This window comes from Bacteroidota bacterium (assembly GCA_017303975.1).
Lineage (GTDB): Bacteria > Bacteroidota > Bacteroidia > JAFLBG01 > JAFLBG01 > JAFLBG01.
This window is the reverse complement of record JAFLBG010000001.1, coordinates 87734-114103: the sequence shown is the minus strand read 5'-3', so window position 1 is coordinate 114103 and position 26370 is coordinate 87734. Positions and strand designations below refer to the sequence as shown.

General features: G+C 35.3%; 19 protein-coding genes. 8 read left to right on the top strand and 11 right to left on the bottom strand.

The features are described 5' to 3' along the window. The first annotated feature begins 1 nt into the window (after position 1). Positions 2-1252, top strand: coding sequence for a cystathionine gamma-synthase family protein (locus J0M08_00530; GenBank protein ID MBN8701527.1), 1251 nt, complete (start codon positions 2-4; stop codon positions 1250-1252). On the opposite strand, the gene J0M08_00525 is transcribed toward J0M08_00530, so the two are convergent. The 5 genes from J0M08_00525 to J0M08_00505 form a co-directional block, all read right to left on the bottom strand. Then, positions 1249-1497, bottom strand: coding sequence for a hypothetical protein (locus J0M08_00525; protein ID MBN8701526.1), 249 nt, complete (start codon positions 1495-1497; stop codon positions 1249-1251). The two genes, J0M08_00530 and J0M08_00525, sit on opposite strands and share 4 nt — an antisense overlap. 33 nt (positions 1498-1530) lie before the next feature. Further along, a complete protein-coding gene (locus J0M08_00520; GenBank protein MBN8701525.1) occupies positions 1531-2472 on the bottom strand; it encodes a DoxX family membrane protein in 942 nt (313 codons plus the stop codon). 63 nt (positions 2473-2535) lie between these two features. Further along, positions 2536-2736 carry a hypothetical protein gene (locus tag J0M08_00515; protein ID MBN8701524.1) on the bottom strand — a complete coding sequence of 67 codons (201 nt, stop codon included), beginning with the start codon at positions 2734-2736 and terminating at the stop codon, positions 2536-2538. 208 nt (positions 2737-2944) lie between these two features. Beyond that, a complete protein-coding gene (locus tag J0M08_00510; GenBank protein ID MBN8701523.1) occupies positions 2945-4834 on the bottom strand; it encodes a tetratricopeptide repeat protein in 1890 nt (629 codons plus the stop codon). A gap of 38 nt (positions 4835-4872) precedes the next feature. Continuing rightward, positions 4873-8460: a GHKL domain-containing protein gene (locus J0M08_00505; GenBank protein ID MBN8701522.1), complete on the bottom strand. Its 3588-nt coding sequence runs from the start codon at positions 8458-8460 to the stop codon at positions 4873-4875. A 381-nt stretch (positions 8461-8841) separates the two neighbouring features. Here J0M08_00505 and J0M08_00500 point away from each other — a divergent pair, with 381 nt between their 5' ends. The 4 genes from J0M08_00500 to J0M08_00485 all read left to right on the top strand — a co-directional run bounded on the left by J0M08_00500 (position 8842) and on the right by J0M08_00485 (position 14988). After that, a complete protein-coding gene (locus J0M08_00500) occupies positions 8842-10086 on the top strand; it encodes a cation:dicarboxylase symporter family transporter (GenBank protein MBN8701521.1) in 1245 nt (414 codons plus the stop codon). Positions 10087-10154: 68 nt separating this feature from the next. Then, entirely contained in the window at positions 10155-10688 is a 534-nt protein-coding gene (locus J0M08_00495; GenBank protein MBN8701520.1) for a DUF1572 family protein, read from the top strand. Beyond that, the gene (locus J0M08_00490) at positions 10648-12081 is read left to right on the top strand and encodes a T9SS type A sorting domain-containing protein (protein MBN8701519.1); all 1434 of its coding nucleotides are present in this window, start codon (positions 10648-10650) and stop codon (positions 12079-12081) included. Before J0M08_00495 ends, J0M08_00490 begins: the two co-directional genes overlap by 41 nt. Before the next feature lie 729 nt (positions 12082-12810). Next, entirely contained in the window at positions 12811-14988 is a 2178-nt protein-coding gene (locus J0M08_00485) for a PKD domain-containing protein (protein ID MBN8701518.1), read from the top strand. A 68-nt stretch (positions 14989-15056) separates the two neighbouring features. On the opposite strand, the gene J0M08_00480 is transcribed toward J0M08_00485, so the two are convergent. Continuing rightward, positions 15057-15596 carry a hypothetical protein gene (locus J0M08_00480; protein MBN8701517.1) on the bottom strand — a complete coding sequence of 180 codons (540 nt, stop codon included), beginning with the start codon at positions 15594-15596 and terminating at the stop codon, positions 15057-15059. A 240-nt stretch (positions 15597-15836) separates the two neighbouring features. Between J0M08_00480 and J0M08_00475 the strand changes: the two genes are divergently transcribed. Next, positions 15837-17918 (top strand): PKD domain-containing protein, encoded by a 2082-nt coding sequence (locus tag J0M08_00475; protein MBN8701516.1) that lies wholly within the window; start codon positions 15837-15839, stop codon positions 17916-17918. 42 nt (positions 17919-17960) lie between these two features. Here J0M08_00475 and J0M08_00470 read toward each other — a convergent pair whose 3' ends face one another. From J0M08_00470 to J0M08_00460, 3 genes are read right to left on the bottom strand one after another with little or no spacing between them, the layout of a single operon-like run. Then, the gene (locus tag J0M08_00470) at positions 17961-18437 is read right to left on the bottom strand and encodes a GyrI-like domain-containing protein (protein MBN8701515.1); all 477 of its coding nucleotides are present in this window, start codon (positions 18435-18437) and stop codon (positions 17961-17963) included. 44 nt (positions 18438-18481) lie between these two features. Beyond that, positions 18482-18967, bottom strand: a complete 486-nt coding sequence (locus J0M08_00465; protein MBN8701514.1) for a DUF1905 domain-containing protein — start codon at positions 18965-18967, stop codon at positions 18482-18484. 8 nt (positions 18968-18975) lie between these two features. Then, the gene (locus J0M08_00460; GenBank protein MBN8701513.1) at positions 18976-20481 is read right to left on the bottom strand and encodes a hypothetical protein; all 1506 of its coding nucleotides are present in this window, start codon (positions 20479-20481) and stop codon (positions 18976-18978) included. 224 nt (positions 20482-20705) lie between these two features. Between J0M08_00460 and J0M08_00455 the strand changes: the two genes are divergently transcribed. Then, positions 20706-22646, top strand: coding sequence for a T9SS type A sorting domain-containing protein (locus J0M08_00455; protein ID MBN8701512.1), 1941 nt, complete (start codon positions 20706-20708; stop codon positions 22644-22646). A 142-nt stretch (positions 22647-22788) separates the two neighbouring features. Then, entirely contained in the window at positions 22789-23412 is a 624-nt protein-coding gene (locus J0M08_00450) for an outer membrane beta-barrel protein (GenBank protein MBN8701511.1), read from the top strand. Positions 23413-23460: 48 nt separating this feature from the next. Here J0M08_00450 and J0M08_00445 read toward each other — a convergent pair whose 3' ends face one another. Both J0M08_00445 and J0M08_00440 read right to left on the bottom strand, forming a co-directional pair. Continuing rightward, a complete protein-coding gene (locus tag J0M08_00445) occupies positions 23461-24972 on the bottom strand; it encodes a glycosyltransferase family 39 protein (protein MBN8701510.1) in 1512 nt (503 codons plus the stop codon). Continuing rightward, on the bottom strand, positions 24973-26343 hold the full coding sequence (locus J0M08_00440) for an FAD/NAD(P)-binding protein (protein MBN8701509.1): 1371 nt from the start codon (positions 26341-26343) through the stop codon (positions 24973-24975). It abuts the gene before it with no gap. Positions 26344-26370 lie beyond the last annotated feature (27 nt).

The following is a 26370-nucleotide window of genomic DNA, read 5'->3' as shown; positions in this document are numbered from 1 at the left end:
TATGAGTATCAAGAAAAAAATGCGCCCGGAAAGCTTAATGATGTCCTATGGCTACAAGCCAGAACTATCAGAGGGTGCAATAAAAAGTCCGATTTTTCAAACATCTACATTTGTGTTTAAAAACGCAGAAGAGGGAAAAGCTTTTTTTGAAGTAGCTTACGGATTGCGCGCTGCAAGGGAAGGGGAAGAACAAGGGTTAATTTACAGTAGAATTAATAATCCCGATTTGGAGATTCTGGAAGACCGACTAACCCTATGGGATGAGGCAGAGGATTGTGCCGTGTTTGAAAGTGGCATGTCTGCTATTACAACAGTATTATTAGAGTTTTTGAAACCCGGAGATTTATTGCTGTACAGCAACCCGTTGTATGGAGGAACAGACCATTTCATAAAAAAAATTCTTCCGAAATTTGGTATTCACACCCTTGGCTTTAAAGTAGGGCAAAGCCAAAAAGAAATAATTGAGTTGGTTGAAAAAAGCGGGCATGCAAATAGCCTTGCCCTTGTATATATCGAAACGCCTGCCAATCCAACAAACGACTTGATAGACATTGAGTCGAGCAAAGAAATAGCACGCAATTTTTCTACCATAGGAAAAGAGGTTTTGTTGGCAGTAGATAATACATACATGGGGCCATTGTGGCAACACCCCTTAAAACATGGAGCCGACTTGGTTTTATATTCTGCCACCAAATATATTGGTGGACATAGCGATGTAATTGCCGGTGCGTGTCTAGGCTCCAACGAGTTGATTAAGCGTGTAAAAACATTGCGTACATTTTTGGGCAACATGGCCGGCCCTTGGACAGGGTGGTTGCTGCTGCGCAGCCTAGAAACATTAAAAGCGAGAATGGATATTCAAGCATTTAATGCTACCAAAGTGGCTGAATTTTTAAACCAACATCCTAAAGTAGAAAAGGTGTATTATTTAGGAAATATAACAGCAGAACAAACAGAACAATACCATGTATTTAAAAAACAGTGTTTGAGTGCCGGTGCTATGCTATCCTTTGATATTAAAGGAGGAGAGCCGGCAGCATTTTCTTTTTTAAATAAATTAAAGCTAATAAAACTAGCTGTAAGCCTTGGTAGTACAGAGAGTTTGGCCGAACACCCATATACCATGACACATGCAGATGTTGATCAAGCAGAAAAAAAATATTTTTCAATCACCGATAAAATGGTGCGACTATCTGTAGGGGTTGAAAATTATAATGATATTATTGCAGATATGGAGCAGGCATTGAGTTAGTTTCTTTCTAACACACAGCTTACATTGTTGTTTAAACCCGCAATACCCTCTTTTGACATTTCGATATCATCACACTCTATAAGTGCGCCCGCTTTAGTTTTTGCACGAATTTCTTCTGTTTCAGTTTTTACAACAGCACCAGAAAAGGCGTCTGCATAAGTACAATCGCAATCGTATTTTTTTCTAAAGCACGATGACGTTAAAACGCTAACCGCTATAAGCACCAGAGATAATAATTTTTTCATTTAAAAAATTTTAGCAAATGTGTAGTTTAATAGCTATGGCTTCTGCAACCAATTCTCTATTTCTTTTTGGTCTAGCTCAAAATAATTAAGCGATGATTCCACAACCGAATTGTTTACCAAATAAATAGATGGCAGCTCTGTCCCGGCAAGAAAAATAAAGGGTCTGGCCGGAAGCATGCAATGTGGAATATTTTGGCTGCGTGTATCCTCAAAAAAGAATTTGAGTTTGTCTTCTTTTCCGTTTAAAACAAAATAGAGCGGTAAAGAAGGATTCAACTCTTTCATTATACGCAACTTTTTGGCGGCTACTCGGCAATGATTACACGTTAAACTAAAGAATGTAAGTACGTGTTTCCCTTGAGACAAGGATTTGGGTGGCACATTTCGCTTCGCATTAACATACAGTGAATCTAACTCTAACTTGAATGAACTATCTCTATTAGCATTTAAATAGGCTTCTGAATAAGATAATTGAATAGGGTTAAAAATGAACGGGATTAGAATAGAAGTAAGAGCCAAAAACAAAATTAAAAACAATCGAAATTTTTGTAACGAAAAAACATCGGAATGAAAGCGAGTTAAAACCCATACCAATACAGCTAAAACAATGTTTTTAAGAATGGCTTCCAGTGGGGTAAAAACAAGCATAGTACCAAAGCAGCCGCAATTACCATTATTACCATTAATTGCAATTTGCACAGCCAAATAAATGGTAAAAAAAGCAAGCATCCCCTGCGTAAAATAAAATATACGCTTGTTTAAATAGGTATTTAGCAAGAAAAAAACACCGATAAAAAACTCAATGGCAATAAGTAATCTAGCAATAAATGGAGATGTGTACCAGTTGCCCACACCAATATCTACAAAGGTGTATTCAAATGGCTCAATAGGAAATAGTTTGCTATACCCTGAAAAAATAAAGGTTACACCTATTAAAAGGCTAATAAGAATTAACGCAATTTTTCTAAACTTCATAAAGTCAAGATATAAAAAAAGCCTCGCAAATGCGAGGCTTTTTTTATTCAATGTAAAATAGAATTAGTCTAATGTACAAGTGTAGTAAGAGCTTGTTCCATTACCTTCACACCATGTTTTAGCATCTTTCTTTTTCAATTTTGCTGTGTAGCTAGTTGAAGAAGTAACACCCATGTAGTCATACTTACAAGTACAAGTTCTGTCTTTTTTGCAAGAAGCAAGAGAAGCTACGATAACTGCAGCTAAAAATACTAATTTTTTCATTTTTTAATTGTTTTTAAGGTTATTATGGTTGCAAATGTACACCCTTTTTTTAAAACACCAAAAATTGTGAACAAAAAACCAACAATTTTTCTTTGCGACTGAAAATCAATGAATTGCATTTGCCTTAGAATTAAAAAATGTGCTTTTGAGGCGCGCTAAATCTCTTTTTCGTCCGACTAATGTGTCATTCTATAAGCAAAAGGCGATTTTACTTTCTTAAACTAGGATCAATAGCAAATGCCTTATCAAAAAACGCTTGTGCCTTTTGTTGCTCGCCCATGTTTTGGTAGGTAATTGCCAAATTAAGATACGACTGAGCGGATGCAGGTTTTAATTGCATTGCCTTTTCAAACGCCCCCAACGCATTGCTAAATTGCTGTTTCATGGCATAAGCAATCCCGAGGTTTTCGAAAGCACTGGCATCATTAGGATTATAGGTTACTGCTATTTGTAAATACTTTATAGCATTATCGTAATCGCCAAGTAATTTGCCATACGTAGTGCCCAATGCAGCTTGCGTAAGAATGTGAGAAGGCTGTAGCTCCAAAACCCTCTTAAACGAGGCAAGAGAAGAATCGCCTTTATTTGCCTCTTGGTACAACATTCCTAGGGCATAGTGTGCATGATGAAACTTTGGATTAATTTGAACCGCTCGAGTAGCGTGCTTTACACCTAACGCGATCCATTCGTTTCTTTTCGGATTATTTTTGGTTTTATCATTAATTAATTCGTTTAATAAGTTATTTGCATAATAATATTGGGCTTTAGCGCTATTAGGAACTGTTTTAACGTCTGCCGCAAAAAGTGTGAGATTGTTTTTCCAGTCTTTGTTTCGCGAAATAGTTTTTGCCGAATAGAGCAATAGCAATAATAGTAATGGAATATGTAGTTTGGGTAAAAACTTTAGTTGGTTGTTTTCTTTAGGTTTAAAAACTATAGTAAACAATGCCGCCAAGACCAAACAAAACCCTAATGATGGCATGAATAAAAAACGCTCGCCCATTGGCGCACCAATATTGAATACTAAGTTTGACACCAAAGAAATAGTTAGCAAATAAAAAAATATGCCGAATGAAATAATAGGAAGTTTACGAATATTCTTGCTGGAAAAAAAAGCTAAAAATCCATACACAGCAATCGATACAAGCGCATATCCATTACTTATGGAAACATACGGTATTTGATTAAATGAATAATCGCTGGAAAGTGGATGAGGAAAAAAAAGAAGGGTTACGTATTTTCCCATGATAACCGCAATGGTGGCAAACTTGGTCATAAAATCAACACCCACAAACGGGTTTTCCATTACATCGGGATTTACCTCGGCACCAATAAAACCCACCAAATAAGCCCTTATAAGCACATACACAAATCCTGTAATAAAAAATGGGACCGACTTGCTTATACTTTCCTTAAATCCTTTATTAAGTAAGGAATAAAGCATGATAGGTAAAATAGCCAAAAATGTAATGCTGTTCTCTTTTGATAAAAGTGACAGAAAATAACAAACCAAAGAAGCGCCAAGACTCTTGGTTGCATTGGTCTTAAAATAAACCAGATACTGTTGAATAGATAAAATCAAAAATAGAAAACATAAAATTTCATCTCTACTTTTAATATTGGCTACTACTTCGGTGTGTATTGGGTGCGCTGCAAATAAAAGGGTTGCGGTGCTTGTAAGTAAAAAAGAATTGGGAATAAGCTTGTCAAGTGTATAATAGAGAAGAGCACACGTTAAAGCATACAATAAAATATTTACCAAATGGCTTACAAATGGACTTTCTCCGAAAAACTGATATTCTATGGCAAAGGTAACTAACGAAAGTGGCCGATATCTACCCCCTGTAAGCTCCAATCCTTTATCGTATATACCGGCAAAAAAATCTTGTGTTAACAAACTAGGTATTCCACTAATTCCTTGCTTTGTAAATTTATTTCCTGTTACAGCCACTGCATCATCAAATGCATAGCCATGATTCAAGGTGTTGGCGTATAATGCAACGCACAAAACAAAAACCACTAAAGCAAACTTGTTCTTTGCCTTTGCTCCAAGCGATTGAGCTTGTGTGCCTACGGATACACTTGCTTTTTTTTTCATTTTTGTTTGGCTATTACTTCGAAATAATGTAGAAATAATTAAACCATTGGAAAAGTAATAAAAAATGTAGTACCCTTATCCACCTCTGATTCAAACCAAATGTTACCACCAAAACTTTCAATACTATTTTTTACCATAGACAACCCTAGTCCCATTCCTGTTGTTTTGGTTGTAAAGTTTGGGGTAAAAATCTTTTGTTTCATTTCATCGGAAATGCCAATTCCATTGTCTCTTATCTGCAACACCACACGGTCAGATTCCTTTTCTAGGTATATATCAAGTTTGGGCTCTCTCTTCTCGGAAACCGCTTGTGTTGCATTCTTTATAATATTAGATAGCGCTCTACTCAACTGAATTTTATCTGCTGAAATAAAAATTTCCACATTACTATCAAAATGTGTGTTTATTGCGATAGTATTTTTATACAACTCGGTTGCTCCCATAAGCAGCTCGGTTAGATTAATTTTCTCGAGATTAGAAGTAGGCATTTTCGCAAAATCAGAAAAGGCCGATGCAATAAGAGATAGCGCGTCAATTTGTTCGAGCAACGATGTTGTAATCTTTTCGAACTTGCTTTCAAAATCGTCTTTACTCACCTTTTGAATTCGCTGCAAGTGCTGTATATTGAGCTTCATAGGAGTAAGCGGATTTTTTATTTCGTGAGCCACTTGCTTTGCCATTTCCTTCCACGCGCTTTCCCTTTCGCTTTTAGCTAGTGCAATGGCGCTGCGTTCTAATTCTAAAACAGTTCTATTGTATTCAGCAACCAATTTGCCTATTTCATCGTCTTTTATCCAATCGATTAATTCGTGCTTTTTACCCAACGTAAGAGTGCTCAGTTTTTGCTGAATGAGCTGCAATGGACTTGTTAATTGATTGGCAATACTAATTGATACTAGTACTGAAAGTACAAGCAAAACACTATATATGTTAATGATGGTAGATAAATAAACCGCAATCTCCTTATCGTATAATTTTTGTTTCGCAAAATACGGAAGATTGATGTAGGCAATATCATCGCCACTCTTATTCTTAAACGGAATATATCCAGATAAAAAAGTGAGCTTACCTATTTGTTCGGAATGTATATACCTAGATGCCGATTTTTTGTTTAACTGCGCAAATGCTAACGGGTTCATTTTGTCTGATAGTAAACCTTCTTCAAATATTGCCATACTAGAGGAAGCTATTAAATCTCCCTTTATGTCATATAAAATAATATCAGTAGAAAAAACGTTGGCGTATTTAGCTAGAATTGAATTTATATATGGTCTGTAATTCTTATCTAATGTAAATTCGTTGCCCAGCTTATGTTGTAGCTCTTTGTGTATAGAATTTATTTTCTGATTCAAGCTATTTTCCATTTCGTTTTTGTTTAGGCTTTTAATAAACCCAAGAATAGAAATAGCAAATACAGTACACGCCAAAAACACCAGTAATGCAAGTATGGTCTGGGTTTTCCATTTTAAAGTAGAGAATATTTCTTTAGCCTTGTTTGTATACAGCAGAAAAAAGAAATACACCAACAACACAACTAGTCCACTCAATGAAAAAAAGACAGAAAAAGCAGACAATTTACTGATATACCCTACTGCTGCTTTACTGATAACTACGTTGGTTTCGGGTGTTGGAGAAAAAGTAAAATGAAGGTAATCCTTGTCGGATAAACTGCTGTACAAAAATGGGTAATAGTATTTTCCGTAATTAGCAACGAGTTTTTTCTCCTTATATACTGCATAGGAATATTGGCTTATATCAAACTTTAAAATTAATTTTTTATCGAGCAGTAGCTCCGGAAACCCACTATTCTCAGTAGTAGCACGCGATTCAAACTTTACATACAGGTGTGCTGGCTTGTGATTACTAGTTGAGGTGTATAAGGGAATCTTTGCTAAATAGTATTGCTCCTTATCCTTCGAAATAAAAAAAAATTTATCGCACGAGGTTGACTCTCCGTTTGTAAAAATAAGTTCATCGAAATAAGTATTGTTAGTAAGCTCCGGCTGCAAACTATTATGAAGCGGATAGCAAACAGAATCGAATGCAAATGCCTTTATTGAATACTTGGTCCAATAGTTTCCAAAATAGTTAGCATACAAAACATTCTCAAACCTAGAAAATGTTGATGGCGTCAAACTACCCAATAAAGCGGTATCGGTAGATAATTTATTGCTAACCTCCTCAAACAAATACTCCGCAATTACATCTTTCTCTTCCGCCAGCTTATCAGCAAAAGAAGAAAGATTGTTAAACTCTTTCTCAGAATTTTTCCTCTCAAACAAATAAACGGTATAGGCAGAAAAAATAATAATATAAATCAACCCAACAGCAAATGGTGTAATTTGACTTCTTGTTCGATATAAAAAAATAGTGTACAGCAGCACCACTAAAAATAAGGTTGTGCTTAATTCTACAAAATACAAGTCGGCAAAAACAAGCACAAGACAAAACCCTATAACAATTGACGCTATTGAATACACTGCTTTTGAATGGTACCTAATAGAGGTTGTTGTAGCTCGTACAAAAAAATAAATAGAAAATAAAAACACCAATAAATTAAATATTCCTAATAAGCTGTAAATGTTCCATGAAAGAATATTGTTGAGCTGAAATACGGCTGTGGAATTAAAGACAAAGCTTTGTATTAGGTATAAATAATTGTCGATAACAAAAATAGATAGACAAATCAATGCTACAGAAAAAAGAAACCAAAATAGCGGAGTGTGTTGAGTAGCTCTTTTAAGTTTTTGGTTTACCACATAGGTAAAGAGTAACAAAAGCAGGGTGTTCACAAAAACCATTCCCATAGAGCTTAACCAATAACTATTAGCATCGGCAAACAGTTGTGGGTTAAAAAAATCTAATTCAAACAACACCTTAGGAATTCGGTAGGTGTTAACGAGAAGAGCAATGCCTATTAAAAAGGACCCCAAAAGAACAAGAAAATAAAACGGATTTGAGATTATTTCTGACAGCCAACCAATTACCAAGCGTAATATAAGCAAGAAAGAAAGTGTGTAGAGCAGTATTGCCGTAAACTGTAATGCAGTATTGGTTGTGGTACTAGAGTAAAATCGTAAATAAAAAAGTGTGTTCTTTGATAACGATACAACAGGAATACAATTTGGAGCTTTCTGCATTAACAGCATGGTTCCGGAGGGAATATTCGAATCAAAGACAAAACCATTTTGCAAATACTCGTTTTGGTGCGGCCACTCCCTTTTTAGCAATAATAAAGAGATAATAACAGTCGAGTTGTTTTGTCTTCTCTTTTTAAGCTGATAATAGCCGGTCTGAAGTTTTAAAACTTGTAAAGTATCTGGTATTTGCAAAACATCGGTGGGCAATTGAACTTTATTAGAGCTCCAATACACACAAGAATCGTTCTTAAAACGAAACAGATAAATACCGTTTTGCTCCAAAGACTCCAACCAATCGGGACTTTCGGAAGAATAATTGGCGTTGGCTTGTTCCCCAAATCTTGTCAACTCAACCTCTTGCGCTTTCTCTTTTTGATGGTAAACGGTTGTAAAATTCTCTATTAATTCCTTAAACCCAACACTCCTTTTTTGCTCGGCAATAAAAGCACCGGCAAAACTTAACAAAGCCAAAAAAAGAATTAACAAATATGTATTTCTAGAGCCCAATACTAAGTATATGAATGTTTGATTTGTTAAATATATTAGAAACTATTGGGTATTTAAAACTAGGGAATAAAAACCGTTGCATAAATCTGTATTCTAAAGCATTTTCGTGATTTTGACTACTTAGAAATAATTAACCAAACATGCCGTCTTACTTTAATACAACTGATTTAACCCTAAATAGACAGCTAGGAAATACAACTGCCTACAACTAAATATTAGTAAGGCTTTTAGGGGTTTGAATAAGTAAGGAAACCTTACTAATACTAAGTTGGGGTTACCCGTACTAAGACAGATAGTGCGCTTTTTTCAAAAGCTTCTACTGTCTAATTACGGTTTAATTTTCTTTCGCTATTTTTATGAATGCTAGTATTCATACATTTATTTGTTTTTGCAGGGATCCTATTTCTACTTTACAAAAAAAGAAACCTCACCACATTTACTTTTGCATTTCTAATCATGGGAATTTTGTTTGGGTACGATTTCCCAACAATAGCGCAAGAGCTGAAAATAATTAGCGACATTTTTCTAAAACTAATCAAAACAATTATAGCTCCTCTTCTTTTTAGTACACTGGTTGTGGGAATTGCGGGGCATTCTAATTTGAAACAAGTAGGTAGAATTGGAATCAAATCAATTATATATTTTGAAATAGTAACCACATTTGCTCTTATCATTGGACTTGCAGCTATTAATATTACCAAAGCGGGAGTTGGTGCACCTATTCCGCCCGATGCAACACTACCTGAAAATTTAGTTGGAAAAGCTCAATCTGCACACGATATAATTTTACATATATTCCCCGAAAACATTGCTAAATCTATCGCAGAAGGGCAGGTATTACAAATAGTAGTATTTAGTATATTATTTGGTGTTGGAATGGCAATGGTAAAGGATGAAAAGAAAAAGCCATTACTAACCGTGATAGAAAGTATTTCGGAAGTAATGTTCAAATTTACTCATTTGGTTATGTACTTGGCTCCCTTAGCCGTTTTTGGGGCTATTGCCTATACGGTAGGAAAGTATGGATTGGGGGTTTTTGAAAATTTGATACAATTGCTACTTACTCTCTATGGTGCATTAGTTGCGTTTGTTTTACTCATACTCTTGCCCATTGCTCTCTTAGTAAAAGTTCCCATCAAAAAATTTATACAAGCCATAGAAGAACCTATTATGCTTGCATTTGCTACGGCAAGCTCCGAATCGGCTTTGCCATCTGCCATGGAAAACTTAGAAAAATTTGGTGTGCCTCGAAAAATTGTTGCCTTTGTATTGCCCACCGGATATAGCTTTAACTTAGATGGAACAACTCTTTACCTTTCTCTTGCTTCGGTATTTGTGGCACAAGCAGCAGGAGTTGATTTAAGCTTATCGCAACAAATAATAATGGTGCTTACACTGATGCTCACCAGCAAAGGCGTAGCCGGTGTTCCGCGTGCATCTTTAGTAATTCTATCTGCAACAGTTGCTTCCTTTCATTTACCGCCAGAACCAATTTTAATTATTCTAGGAATTGACGGTTTAATGGATATGGGACGCACTGCAGTAAATGTATTGGGCAACTGCCTTGCAACTGTTGTGGTAGCGAAATGGGAAAAAGAGATGTAGCATTTTTGCTACATGCTAAACAAAAAAAGATTCTTCACTATTGTTCAGAATGACAAACTCTATAATAAATGGAAAAAGGATATTTATTAAATAGCATTTCAGTTTTTAAAACCTACCAACAACTTGCTGATAAAGCATTGGCACAAATCTCTGAAACCGAAAAAATATTTTGGTTACCAAACAAAAACAGCAATAGCATTGCCATTATCATGAAACACATGGCGGGTAATATGCTATCGCGTTGGACCGATTTTTTAACCACGGATGGAGAAAAGGAATGGCGCAACAGAGATACAGAATTTGAAATTGATACTCACAACAAAGAGGAATTACTATTGTTTTGGCAAAAAGGTTGGAGCGTTCTATTTGCAACGCTTACAAGCCTAAACGAAAATGATTTAGAAAAAATAATTTTTATTCGAAACGAACCACATAAAGTGTACGAAGCTATTAACCGTCAAATTGCTCACTACGCGTACCACGTAGGACAAATTACTTTTCTTGCAAAAATGATTACTGACGAAAACTGGAAAACACTTTCGATTGCAAAAGGGAAATCAAATGAGTTTAATCAATTACACCATGATTCGAAAAGACAATAAAATCATCTTATTTGTTTTTTTAACAATTAGCCTGTTTAATTATTCGCAAACCTGCAATCAACTTGGGATACAGCACCAAGCGGATATACCATCGGTATGCTCAACAATGGTTATGACCATGATTCATGATGTTCAAAACAGACCTTATTTGTATGTTGCAAATAAAGAAGGTGGGCTAACTATTTACGACATATCTACCATTTCCACTCCGTCATTAATTGCTTCGGTTCTCACAAAACAAATTGACACACTTGATGTAATGCACTTGACACAAAAAGGTAATTATATATACTTAGCTACAGGCAATCATTTTAGCAACAATCAATATTCCGGAATGGCTATCATTGATGTTACAAACCCTACAACTCCAATAGTTACCGATTCATGGAAGCATACAAATAAAGGAGGAACCGGAGTTATTAAAGTAGAAGGTAACTATGCTTACTTGGGAGCAATGACAAATGGACTATTAATTTTAGATGTTTCAAACCCATCAAACATTTCCTTTGTTTCTCAATTTATACCCACAATCCATTATCCTGTCTCTTCACCCAACCCTGGGTTATATAACGCCCGAGGAATGGAAGTAAAAAACGATATCGTATATTTGTGTTATGATGCAGGTGGACTCAGGGTAATTAACTGTGTCAACAAATTTTCCCCAAAAGAAACCGGACGATTTTGCAATCCGGCATTATATGTCCCACTTAACTTGCCAAGAGCATACAACAATATTGTATTAAAAGATACACTTGCTTATTTAGCTGTAGATTATTGTGGAATGGAGGTTATAAGCATTGCAGACACTTCGCAGATGAAGTTAGTGGGCTGGTGGAATCCCTATAACTGCCCAACCAACAACTGGTTTACTAGCCCTGTACATGCCAATGAAATTGCACTTGATACAACTTTGAATTTAACATATCTATCAACCGGCAAGTCTGATTTACTAATCATTGATGTTACCAACCCATCACAACCCGATTCTTGTAACTTTTATGGGGGTAGTTTAAACTCAATTGGTACATGGGGGGTAAGTATTCATCAAAATAAAATATTTCTATCCTACATATGCACGCTAGGAATTCCCTTTTCTTCTAATTGGACAGGTATAAAGATTCTAACGTACAACTCAACAAACACAAGCCTATTAAAAAATTTCACAGAGTACTTTTCAATCTATCCAAACCCTTCTGCAGATTTCATTACAATAGAACAAAAAACTAAAAGCAAAAACCGTCCTACCATTATAAAAATTACGAACATGTTAGGTAAGGTTGTTATGGAAAAAATAATTTCAGGAGAAAGAGAAACAATTGATACTCGAAATTGGACACAAGGACTATACAACGCTACCATAAACGAATACTCGACTAGAATAATAATAGAATAATTTTCCTATTAAGATTCCATTTGTTAAGCGACTGCACCTACCAGATTGACTATTCGAATAAACCGAAAATAAAAAAATCGCAAAAAAAACGTATTTGTCAGGTATGAATTAGCTTGTATTATACCATTTATACAAAATATTATTTATTGTAAATATTTGTATAACAACCATTTATATAAAATAATGTGCTTTTAAATTGAAATATTATTGTGATTTTTTTTTGCGTGGTATTGTTTATTAAAATAATTTCGCCACAACTTAATTAAGCTTCAACTAACCCATGAAAGCAAAATTAAACGCAAGTATTTGCGTTTGTTTATTGTTATTATATAGTATTAATGCGAATTCTATAACAAGCATTAATTCAAAAATTACATCAATAATTACTGATGTAAAACATACTTTATTTTATTTATCAAAACATAGTAAAATAGCCATCCATTCAATAGGGGTGGGCACTACACAAAACAGACTAACCAAAACTGCAAAGTGCATATTAACAGGAAATCCAATTTGTTTCTTTCTAGCAAGTAAGAATGAAAATATTTTCAAAACAATTTCAAACCCATCAATCTCCAATCTGCCCTACACAAGTTCAACAATCTATTCCTCACAATCAGCTTGTTATATTTTTTGTTGGAGATTCAATCTCCAATCTGCGATAAAATTTGATTTGACACCAAAGGTATCACCAGCATACATTTGCTACAACTTAACCACCCAAAACCCATGAAAGCATTAAAAACAATACTTGCATTTGTATTCTTTCTATTACTTATGTTTGAAAGTAAAGCCACACACATTGTTGGTGGTGAGATTTATTACACCTCCCAAGGAAATAATAATTACTTGATTACACTTAAGTTGTATAGGGATTGTATAAATGGGCAAGCCCCCTACGATACACTAGCTGCAATAGGAATATTTAATTCATCGAACACACTGGTTGATTCTATACTTATACCATACCAATTCAATTCAATAAATGTGCCTTCGGTATTAAACTACCCTTGCGTAAAGTCAACATCTAATGTTTGCGTAGAAGAGGCTATTTATACAGCAACAATTAACCTTCCTCCAATTGCAGGCGGTTACAACATTGTGTATCAAAGATGTTGTCGCAATAACACCATTTCTAATCTTTCTAGTCCTGGCAGCACTGGTGCAACATATCAAATTACAATACCAGATACATCATTAGGAATAAATAGTAGTGCATATTACAATAGCTTTCCGCCTATATATTTATGTGCCGGAAAACCTTTTTCTTTTGATCATGAAGCAACCGATCCAGATGGAGATTCGCTGGCATATGAACTCTGCAATCCGTTTGATGGTGCCAATTCTTATACCCCTATGCCACAGCCCCCATTTAATCCACCCTATAGTAGTGTTAGCTATGTAGGCGGATATTCTGCTATCAAACCATTTGGTGCATCATCTGCATTTTCAATTAACCCCCAAACAGGATTAATTGCTGGTACCCCAAATAATACTGGGCAATATGTTATTGCTGTTTGCGTAAAAGAATACCGTAATGGTAATTTACTGTGCATCAACAAACGTGATTTTCAGTTCAATGTTGTAAGCTGTGCTCCTACTAAAGTTATTAGCATTCAGGCTCAACAAACATTTTGCTCGGGATTAACAATTAATTTTTTTAGCACGAGTACAAATATTACTAAATACCACTGGGATTTTGGAGATGTAAATTTAACTAACGACACATCTCACTTCGTAAACCCATCCTATACATACAACAACCCAGGTACATACACCGTTACATTAACCGGAGACCAATTTGATTCTTGCTCGGTAACTACAAAAAAAACATTCAAAGTATATCCTTTATTCTCCCCAACACTTACCGCTCCCGCCCCACAATGCTTAACAGGAAATAGCTTTGGGTTTTCAATTGCGGGTCCTGTGCAAGGTGCACCCACAACAGATTATAGTTGGAATTTTGGAACATCTGCCACACCGGCAAGCTCTACCGCTGATTCTCCTGGTGGCGTGAGCTATTCTTCAACTGGTAACAAAATTGTAAAAGTTACCTTATCGGAAAATGGTTGTACAAAGGTGCTGACAAAAACAGTTACAATAAATCCAATGGCAACAGCGGATTTCAAAATGAAAAAATTAAAAGGGTGCGCTCCTTTTACCGTCAATTTTGTTGACACCACAAATGCTTCCGGCAACATACTAAACTACCATTGGAATTTCGGAGATGGAGACTCTTCTCAACTTTCATCCGTAGCACATACATATGTTCCGGGGATTTACAATGCTAGCTTACAAATATTAGCCACAAATAATTTTGGGTGCAACAAAGTATTTGATTTTAAATTGGACAGTTTAATAACTGTTTTTAAAATGCCAACAGCAAGTGTTACCGCCACACCATTATTTACAAACATGGTAGAGCCAGATATAACATTTACAGATCTAAGCTCAAATGGAACAAATTGTCTTTTAGATTTTGGGGATGGGACATCTATCAATGTGTGTGATTTTCTATCAGAAAAACACAGTTATACAGAAGCCGGTATTTATAGAGCTCGCCAAATTGTAATGACCGACTCCATCTGCTCGGACACATCAGATGTAACAATAGAAGTTGATTCAGACTATGTATTATACGTACCCAACGCCTTTACCCCTAATAACAATGGGCAAAATGAAGTATTTGCACCGAAAATTTCTGGCGTTGTAAATAACTATATATTCAGAATTTTTGATAGGTGGGGAAATAAAGTATTTGAAACAACCAACACCACTGATGGTTGGAACGGGTATTACAACAACAGATTATGTCAGATTGATACTTACATATATAAAATAGATTTTAACAACGCACTCACAAATAAAAGTAAAACTGTTATGGGTTGTGTTAGCTTATTAAGGTAGTTCTTGAAAAACGTTTAATAAAAAAGGGGGCTCGAAAAAAGCCCCCTCACATTAACGTATTTTATCTCTTATTCTTTATCACTTAAATCAATATCCAAATCATCTTTAGACACCACATCTTCATCTTTCGAAGGCGCTAAACCTTGTTTAGTTAAATCAGCTGTTAGTTCCTCGTCTTTGGGGGCGTTAACTAATAATTCGTTTTCCTCGGCTGTAAATCTAGACTCTTCTGTTTCATTTCCTTTATTAGCCGCTATTGCTTTTTTGGTATAAATTCTTGCAATTTTAGAGTGTTGTACAGCACGCACCAACATACCTTTTGCATATAGTTGCTTTGCGTAACGCTGATGAGAAATTGCCTTTGATAAATCGCCTGTGAAATTTTTATTTTTTTGCACTTGAGCTTTTGCTGCTTGTATAACAACAGCTGTTCGTCTTAAAAAGGCTTTTGTTTTCGGTTTGGTTATTGGAGGGCGTTTCATTTGTCCTGAGGCAACAGCTCTGTTTTGAGCTGCATTTCCTGATGCTGCATCCGACTGTGCAATACTTACATTGGCACAAAATAAAAACATAATTGCTGCCGCAACTTGCATTACTGTATTTTTCATATTCTATCTGTTTTGTTGTTTGACTTAAGTTAAGTCATTTGGTTTAATTTATCAAATAGACAATTTGGTAAAAACCATCATTTACAACAATACTTTATTCGCAACACGCTGTTTTTCAATAAAATAAATTATAAGTGGTAGAAAAAACTACTTTTTGAAACCAACGATTATCGATTTTGTGTTTTGACTTAACACATTTTGTTTGGTATATTAAATATCAAACTTAACCCATAAGTTCTTATGAAAGCAACCACACCAGCCTTATTGCTGTTGTTTACTTCTAGTATACTATTAAGTACAACAACAAATTTTGACAACGATGGATGTGCCAAACATCTTAAAGAACATGGAATACCAGATTCTTTAATCCCGGGTTACATTCAAAAAATTAACGCAGCCAATAAAAACAAACAAGAACAGGCTAGCTACAAAAACAACGGTAATGTAGCGCCATTGGCTTCTTGTACCAACATGGACTTTGAATATGGCAATACAAATGGTTGGACAGTTACAGGTCCCAGCAATATTACATCAGGCAATGGAACAGACCCCTATTGCGGATTTCCCGTTGTTTGTCCTGGTGGAAATTTTTCTTTGAAGTTGGGTGATATTAATGTTGTGCAAAATTCGATGGCAACGCAAACATTTATCGTAAACCCAGCAACACCTGTGTTCATTTTAAAATTTGCCTTGTGTATTTTAAATTATCCTCACTCGCAATCGGAGGCGGCACGCTTAAAAATAAGATTTAAAGATGCTTCCGGAACTGTTATTTCTTGTATTAATTACGATTGCTTTTATTCTACACAAACAGGGCCCGTTGGTGTTCCTAATTTTTCAACATCAACAATACAAGCTCCAAATACCATGGGACAAATGTTTACCGTAAGTTATGTTCCATGGCAAAATATAAATATTGATTTAACTCCTTTTGTTAACCAAACTGTAACTATTGAAGTAATTAACGACTGGTGCGTCTATAATGTGGATTGGGCTTATTGCTATATAGATGCAGAATGTGCTCCGGCCAACAAAGTATTGCAAACAGATGAGTTTTGCGGAAACAGTGTTACCACCATTTGTGGTCCGGCCGGCATGCAAAACTATGCATGGACAGATCCTAACGGAACCCCTATCAATACAACAAATCAATGTATCACCACAAACGTTCCCGGTAATTTTCAATTGGTATGCACTCCATTTATTTCTTGTGTGAGCTCCTACAACTATGCATACACGCTTCCTCCGGCACATGATGTTCCTGTTGCTGCATTTACAGCACCCTCTGTTTGCTTAGGAAAACAAACTGTTTTAACCGATCAATCTTCCATTACAAATGGCTCCATCAATGGCTGGAATTGGTCGCTAGGTGATGGCAATAGTTTAACTACACAAAACGGAAATTACAACTATACAGGCTCCGGCCCATACACTGTTAAGTTGGTGGTAGAAAGTGATTTTGGTTGTAAAGATTCTTTACTGAAAATTGTAGATGTGTATGACACTGCGATTGTAAATTTTTCTGCAAATAAATTAGCCGGCTGCATGCCGCTTTGCACAGACTTTTCAAACCAGACAGTAATTAATAGTGGTTCGATAAATAATTGGGTTTGGGATTTTGGAGATGGAAATACTTCTTTTCAACCCAATCCCAATCATTGTTTTGCAAATGATGGCAGCTACAGAATAGGGTTAACTGTTACATCAGACAAGAGTTGTACACAAACATTTAATATCAATAATTATATTACAGTATACCCGATACCAAATGCCGATTTCACAATTAACCCAAGTGAAACCGACAATTTGGATCCAACCGTTTTATATACAGACCAATCATCAGGGGTAACTAAATTTTATTGGCACTTTGGCGATGGAATGGTTGATTCTACTACAACTAATCCTAAACACATTTTCCCATATCTAGAGAATCCTAACGAACAAGAAACATACACCACCACACTTTATGTAATAAATGAGTTTGGTTGCAAGGATTCTGCTGTAAAAAAAATAACAGTAAAGCCAACCTTTACTTTCTTTGCGCCCAATTGTTTTACCCCTAACGGTGATTTAGATAACGATGGATTTAACGGTGTGGGAATGGGAATAAAAGAATACCAATTATGGATTTTTGACAGATGGGGAAACATCGTTTATACAACAGGACAAACAGAATCTCCCGAAAAATCAATTCCTTGGAATGGAAAGGCAAATAATGGATCTGCGCTTGCACAAGAGGATGTATATGTTTGGAAGGCCGCTGTTTTAGACGTATTTGATGGACGCCATTCGTATGTGGGACACGTGTCGTTGCTTCGATAGCTTTTTATTACTAATACAAATGCAATAGAATAAACCGTGTTACTACTTCGGTTTTATAGGTATCCAAATTTCTTCCTCCGAATTTGGATCGGCATTTTTATATTTTTCTCCCATTATTTCAAAATGAGGCCTTTGGTCTAATACGTAGACCGAACTCGGCAGCCAAGTTCCAAAAATGTATTCAAATATTTTAGTATCTGTATTTAATCCTTTGTAATAAAAAACTGCATACAGTCCACTTACTAAGGTGAAAGCTTGCATTCCTTCGGGAATTTTCTCAAAGTCTGGAACTTCAATTAACGCCCACTTTTCAAATTCTGTACTTGGATTAAAATTATCAAAATAGGAAGGCTCATAAACTTGCAAGGAAAACAGTTCCGTAGTCAAATTATTCGTTATTTCTTTTCGCCTTGGCATAAAACTACGCCACAGTTCTACAGTTTTATTATTGGTTAGGGAAACTTTCAAATTTTTACCAATGAGCTTTTTTTCTTTTAGCGTTTCAATTCTTGGTTGCATATTTTTTTGCGAGTAAATTTTAATACGGTATTCTAAATAGATTTTTATTCTTCTTTATCATACATTTTCATTCCTTTAAATAGTCTATTGATTGTTTTTGCTAGCCTATTTATTTTTGTTTCCTCTTTCTTAGCCGAATAAATCCATTGTATATAGTATTTACGCTCGCTTTCAGATATTGAATTGAAAAAGCGCAACGCTTCCGGTTCATCTTGCATACAAAGCAACATTTCCTCCGGTACTTCTAAGGGTTCATTGTCGGGATACAAAATTACATGAACACTATCTCCTTCTTTCTTCCCAATTTTTTTTCGAATCTCCGCTCTCACAGGTAAAAAGAGCATTCCATTACCCATTGGCATCAAATGGTATTTTTTTATCTCATAACCATCAATAGTTCCTTTAACCTTTCTCCAACCAAAGTGTGCTTTTTTGTCTTGTTTAATTTCGGGTATACGCGCAAAGGTCCAACCTCCTTTGCCATGGAATTTTTCTAATGTGTATTTTTTATTTATTAATGGTTTTTCCACAATACAACTTAATTGATTCTGTTAGACGATGCTGCTTGTGTGTAAATTTCTAAAAAAGTCTGCTCTGTAATTTTGCTTCTCACATAAAAAGGCAACCAATCATCGCTTACAAAAGATTGACTTTTTTTATCTCCTTTATTAAGTAATCTCGATTCAAAATCAATCCACATTTTTTTTATTTGCTCATCGGATTTTTGCTTTATTGATGCCTTAAGTATCTCAACAAAATCAACCAATTGCCAATTGGAAATTTTATTTTTTTTAATAAAATAATCCGCATTCTTAACCTCCAACTCTAAATTATACATGGCTGACTCATTAAGAATAGCCAAGTGCAATAGATTGGTATTGATTGACATATTCATATGAAGTTGAGAGTTCAATTCCGTTAATTTATTTACCCAATAGTAGGCTTTGTTATAGTTACCTTTTATCATATGCGCAATACAGGCATATTTAAAAAGATCGTAATAATTCCTAACGGTTAAGTTGTAGGTACGTTTAACAAATTTCTTTTCAATAAAATAAATAAGCTCGTCAAGACGTCCTGTTTTATAATAAAATAGACTATTGTTTATATCAATGATTTCCTGCGTTTGCTCAACATAAAACGTATGTATTTTTTTTGTTATCAAATCTTTGTTCAATACACTTAACTCCTCCATCGATTTTTGCCACTGCTTCCCAAATAAATTGTATTTACTTAATAAGCGCAATTGCTTCGAGATAATAAGGGTATAATAATACAAGTCTATAGAGCTGTGTGTGACTTGTACATGGTGATATGCCAGTTTTTTTGCATGCATAATAGCCGACAGTGCTTTCTTTATATTTCCGATATCAAAATAAAGTGTACCTAATAGAAAATAACAAGCCTGTTTTTCTCTTTCTCCTTTTACATCTTTCTGTTTAGCAAGAATTTCTTCTATCCACTCTTCGTAATTTTTTATATCTACAATTTGCTTGTATTTGTGTATTCTAAAAAAATTTAAATCGAATAGAAGTCCCGTTTGCGAAGAGCAATAGGCAATTCTTGAAGACATTATTTTCGCTTTGTCTTTTAAACTCTCAATGGTTGGGCTGTTAGCCAGTTCTGTTATAAGCTGCAACTCATAACACATTATGTTAAGTTGATATGCTCCGTGAGTTTTACATTGCTCTACTACTTCATTTAATATTTTATTTGCGTCTGCGAAAAGCCCCTTTTCAACTAGCACAGAGGCTCTCATGTACTCTAATGTAAGCTCGTGTATTGCTTGTTGAGACGAATTTGTAATTACAAGAGTATCTAAAATATGTTTGTTAAGTGCAGACTTTAATTTCCGTAAATACCCATTATTAAAAACAAAGGGATTATCCTTCATCAATAATTTCTCATCATAATTTTTTGCTTTCACTAAATAATTGAATAGCAACAACAGATGCGATTTAGGCTCTATTGATTTTTTTATTTCATTGCGCTCATATACAGATAGTTTATGTATAAGATTAAATAAAGGCGATACCACAGACATTGGTTGCAATTGGTTTTACTGGAAATTTACTTACTATCTGTCAAATATAATAGTGAAAATCAAAATAGAGAATCGGAACAACCCTAATTCACAATTGCCTGAAAGTCAACCATTGCCAAATGCTTAATTGCAAAAACCCAAGAACAACGCCCATCACATTTTCTTGAATTGTGGTTATAAAGAGAATAGTTTTGCGGCAACTTAACCAGTTAAAAAATAATATCATGAAAGCAAAAACAACCCAATTATTTTTGCTGCTTTTAGTTTCATTAAAACTAAGCAGCAGTGTTCAAGTAAAAAACCTTAATATTCGCTTAAACACCAATGAGTCTATTAGCGTAGACATTGACAGTGATGGCACATCTGACTATAAATTTACGGTCTCCTATTTTCCGGATTTATATCAGGGATCCTACGAATATTTTGTTGGAATAAAATCGATTAATAGCATCAACTCTGTTTCTAGTGGGCTTGTTGGTAGCTATTATGATGGCACTACACAAAAAAAAGCCGCAGCTGCATATCCAACCAATACAAACTCGAGCAGCTTTTCGAGTAGTCAACTGTCAACTGGTTGGGGAAGTGGTTCCGACTATTATTCAATCGCCAATAATTATCTGTATAACTGGTTTCAATCACCATCTAACGTTAGGCCGTATATATTTGTAAAGTTCCTTGCCGGTGATGGCACCTTTCATTACGGGTGGATTGAGATACATGCAGATGTTGTTTCTGGTGGTGGATATTTGGATATTGTAAATGTTGGCTGGGAAACAACACACAATACACATGTATTGGCAGGCTCAACCACATCTCTAGCATGTGTATTAGACTTTAGTTTATCTACCACACCTATAAATCCTTGTAATAATATGCCAAAAGGAAAAATTAAAAGCACTATTATATCAGGGACAGCACCTTTTCAATATGAATGGAACAATGGGAATACAACTCCAAACCTTAATACAGCTTATCCCGGTACATATGTTTTGAAAGTAACGGATGCAAAAGGCTGCACTTCAACAATGGGTACAGTTCTAACAAAAGTTACTCAACCCACAAATACAGCCAGCTTGCCATTTAACGAAGGATTTTCTTCCACCACATTCATTCCTACCGGCTGGAAATACACGCCACCCGTAACAAATAACAAATGGAAACGTGTTACCGGTGTTGGTGCGTTTGGAACAAGCACCAGCTGCGCGGTTATTACACACCACAGCACCAATGCTGTAAACAAACAACAGGATGCGTTAGAAACGCCATATGTAAATGTTTCAGGAGCCAACAACTCTCTGGCACTAACATTTGATGTAGCTTATGCACAACGAGGAATCAAAAAAGATTCGTTACTTATTTTCATAAATACAGATTGTAGCAATACTTGGCAGCAAGTATATGCTAAAGGAGGAAGCTCTCTTAAAACTGCTCCTGCTACTAATGCATCCTTCAAACCTACTAGCTCACAGTGGCGTAAAGAAACTATTAACCTTGCCGCATACTCTAGTGCTAGTAATGTGAAAGTAAGAATTGTAAGTGTAGGAAATAAAGGGAATAATATTTATGTAGACAATGTTAAACTTACATATACACCAACAGCTGTGCCTGTAGCAAGCTTTACCGCAACTACCTATAATTTTTGTGCTAGCGGTACATTTAAACCAACCAACACTAGTATTGGTGTGCCAACTGGCTATACCTGGTTTATGCCGGGTGCTACACCAAGCACTTCTACCGCTAAGCATCCAACCATTAAATTTACTGCACCGGGTACATACAATGTTACTCTTATTGCAAAGAACAGTATTGGCAACAGTACTCCATTTACAAAGCAAGTAGTAGTGGGCAATTGCAAAGTTGCAGATGAAAATGAAATTAGCGGTGAGAACAACGAAGAGGAACTAGTTATTGAAAGTGAAACTATAGTAGAAAACAATTTGGAAGTAATGGCATATCCAAATCCTACGAATGGAGAAATAACCATATACACCAGCTCTCCGGCTGATAAAATTCAAGTTGTAAACATGCTAGGAACTGTTGTTGCAGACATAACAACACCAACACAACTACACACCATTAATCTTGCACAACAAACTAATGGAATTTATTTTGTAAAAGTTCTACAATCTAATACAGTGCAAATGATTAGAGTGGTTAAACAGTAGTTGTGGCAAAAGACTGTTAGTCAAAAAAACTAATAGCTAGCCTACTAAAAATAACTTTTAAACTTAACCAAGAACTAAGAACAAAAAAACGTGAAAGCCGAAAAACGGAAAATAGAGTAGGCGAAAAACAAAAAGCAAAACGATGAAGGCGTTTATTATTTCAGTCATTACATCTTTAACATTTATGGGTTCAACAGCTCAGACAGACCCATCAAAATCTTTTGAAAAACCAATTAAAAAAGGATATTATCAAATTGGAGGGAATGCTTCAGCAAGTTATATTAATTCATCATCGAAGCAACCCTATACTAATTATAATAGCACGTTTTCTAGTTTAAATTTGGCAATCACCCCAACCGTTGGAAAGTTTTTGGCCAATGGTTTTCTTTTGAGTATAAGCCCAGTTTTTTCTGTGTCAAAAGGCAAGACTAAATACAATTCTATTGCAAACACCACTGTTGGTGCTAATTATGGGTTGGGTGTTAATGCAAAATATTATTTTCCAACAGGTCTGTTTGCTAAAATAGGAAGTTCTATTGGCTATACTAAACAGACTTTTAATGGAGAGGTTTCTAAAAGTTCAAGTGAGGGCAGTTATATAAATTTAACACCTGGTATTGGATATGCGTATTTTTTTAACAATCACATAGCTTTAGAAACATCTTTAAACTATAGTATATATCAATATTCCGAATCAATATATAGTAGGGATATTAATTCGTTAGGTTTATCCTTAAGCCTCTCGATATTTTTGGATAAAAAATAAATGGGCTATTGTTGGTAAAATAAATGCCCAGCAAGAGTAGCCGTTTAGCTACTCTTGTTTAGTAATCCTATAAATAGTGGCAGTCTGATTTTTATTTACCGGGTTCAACCAATGTACCAATTTATCAATAAAACTAGGCTCAATAGTGGCTTCGTAAGCTATGTTTGGCAATACTTTTTTTAATGAATCAATTCGTTCTTCCAAATTATCTTTTTCCATAAACAACACATAGTTGGGATAATCTTTTTTTTCATTTCGATGTATTTCTTCCATAGCTTGGGTTGAAGAGTAGTTGGATGTAATCCCGTAGTAACGAACATTTTTTTGCAAATAAAAAAGTGGTGGCATGGAATAATCACCATGATTAGAGTCTTCTATCAGCAAAGCCCTTGTATCGCCTTTGCTTGCTAAATAACACATAGCCTCTACTCTGCTCTTTTTTGAATAGGCGGTCGAAACAACCAGTAAAATAATGCCATTCAACACCCAAAAAGATTTAGTAATTATAGAAACCATTCTTTGTCTATTCTTCCAAAAGTTAGATGACTCTACAAAAGCTGTCCACCCCATAACACCCATCATTACTATAAAAGGAACTACCGGAAAAATAAAACGCTCTTGCTTGTTTGGAAAATAAGAATGGAACGAAAAGAAAATCAACGTGGGAATAAATAGAATCAACTTCTCTTTCCATCTCACAAATACGCCATAAAAAATAAACAAACTAACGGGGGGAATAAATATTCCCAACACCAATAATAAATAGCTATACCAAGTATTCGAAATGTATTCATTCGCGTTTAGAATATTGTAATTAACATATTCTTGAAACTCAGCAAACGGGCGTTTCCATATAAACCAATCGATACCGCCTTGTATAGCAACAGCACACAACACATAACCCAAACCAAATAAAAATACACCTTTCCATTTTTTTTGTAGCAACAGCACTAGTCCCAAGCCACCCGCAAATAAAGCGGTTTGGAAGCGTATAGAAAACGCAATACCAATAAGCAAGCCGGAAATAAAATAAAACTTACTTTTGGTTTCGTCTTTAAGTAAAAACCACGTACCCACAACCAAGAAAGGAATACAAACAACCTCTACTAAATTTCGGACACTTAAAAACGGCATAAACCAAAAAAGGCCCAACAACCAAGCTGTTTGCAAAGCGGCTGTTTCATTAGCCAATTTCTTTACAATCTTGTATCCCCAATAAATTATACCCAACGAGAAAACAGCATGAACCAATCTTACAAAAAACATTTTCGTTTGTGCATCAACAACACCAAGTAGTTTGAGCATATAGAAAAAAATAAAATGCAAGCCGGTATAAAATAAACTATGACCCGATGGGGTTTGATTACCACCTTCTTTAGGCAACCAATTGTTGTAATCTCCACCATCTACCCATGATTGCGAAGCTTCGATAATCAAAAAATGATCATCGTGCATTCCATATCCTTTGGAAAAAAACACCGCTATCAATCGAACACAAAAAGAAATTATCAAAATCTCTTTGATTGACCGCTGTTGCATCCATTTAAAAGGTAATAGCATTTATAAGTTATTTATAGTTTCAACAAATTGTTTTGCTTGAATTCGTATCTCTCTCAGTGCTGTAGACTCCCAAAGCATTCCCTTACGTGCAGGACCAATAGTAAATATATTTTTAGAAACAACACCATCTTCTCCTATCAAAGCACCGCATTCATTGGTTAACAAACCCAAATGAAGTTCGTCTGATTGAATCGTTTTCTTTTGCACCAATCGCTCTATTAGAGGGTGATTCATTTTTCTATAGTTACTTTGTGGACCGGTGCAGTTTACAACCACATCCACCATCATTTTTTCAATGGCTCTTTGCTTCTTAGAAAAATAAGTTACTTCCACCCTATTATCTTTTTCGCACATATCAATAATCCGTCCTTCTGCAATTTCAAGTGTATTTTTTCTTACCAATTCCTTTAACCTGTCATTTGATAGTTGTGGAACTCGATGTCGATGTACTTCCCAGAACGGACGCACATGTCGCAGAAATTGTGCTTTATCTTTTTGCGATAGGTTTTTCCATATAACAGGTGTATGCTCCCTCAACGCATCCATTAGTTGCCTCCAATCAATTCCTTCTTTCTTTAAATCGTTTACTTTTTTTCTAAAATAAATTAGCAGCGCACCCAAATTCGTGTTCTCAAAATCAATATCATTAAACGTTATAGACGAACTCTTTTCAAAAAAACGATGCTCGTTGGGCAGATACCCTCTTCTAGAAAGCGATATTAATTTGTTCTCCGGATTGCAAGCGTTTAAACTTATTGCCAAATCAAACATGGTAAGACCAGCTCCAACTAGTAAATATTTTTTAGGGCGCTCTTGATTCAACATCACTTCCGAAGACCAAGGATTAGCAATATATTTAGAGCTTTTGTAAAACTGTTCGTTTTTTATTGGAATATCTGCCGGAGGGAAATTGCCAGTGGCAAGCAACACAGCATCAACTTCAATTTGACCGTTTGACGTAGTAACAACTAGAGTATTTTCTGTTTTATTAATATCGGTAACAACTTCACCCCTTACATTTATTTTATTAGGGTTCAAGCCAATTACTTTTTCGAACTCGTCTTTTATATAATTACCAAAAACATCTCTTCTTACAAAAGCCTTCTCCAATGAGGCACCGGGAATAGCTATGTTTTTATTTCTTAGCCACTCTACAAAATGTGTTGAATCATCTGTGTACAGGCTCATTCCGGAAGCAACAACATTCAATGGTTGGTAAGGAATTGTTTGGGAATAGGCAACACCTTTATTTAGGCGAGTTTTATTTTCTTCGAATAAAAATAATTCAACCGGTTGCAAAGCATATTTTAATAAATAAATTGCTGTTGTTGTTCCGCTTAAACCAGCGCCAATAATGGCTATCTTTTTCATCAATCTAATTTACTAAAAAGACAACAA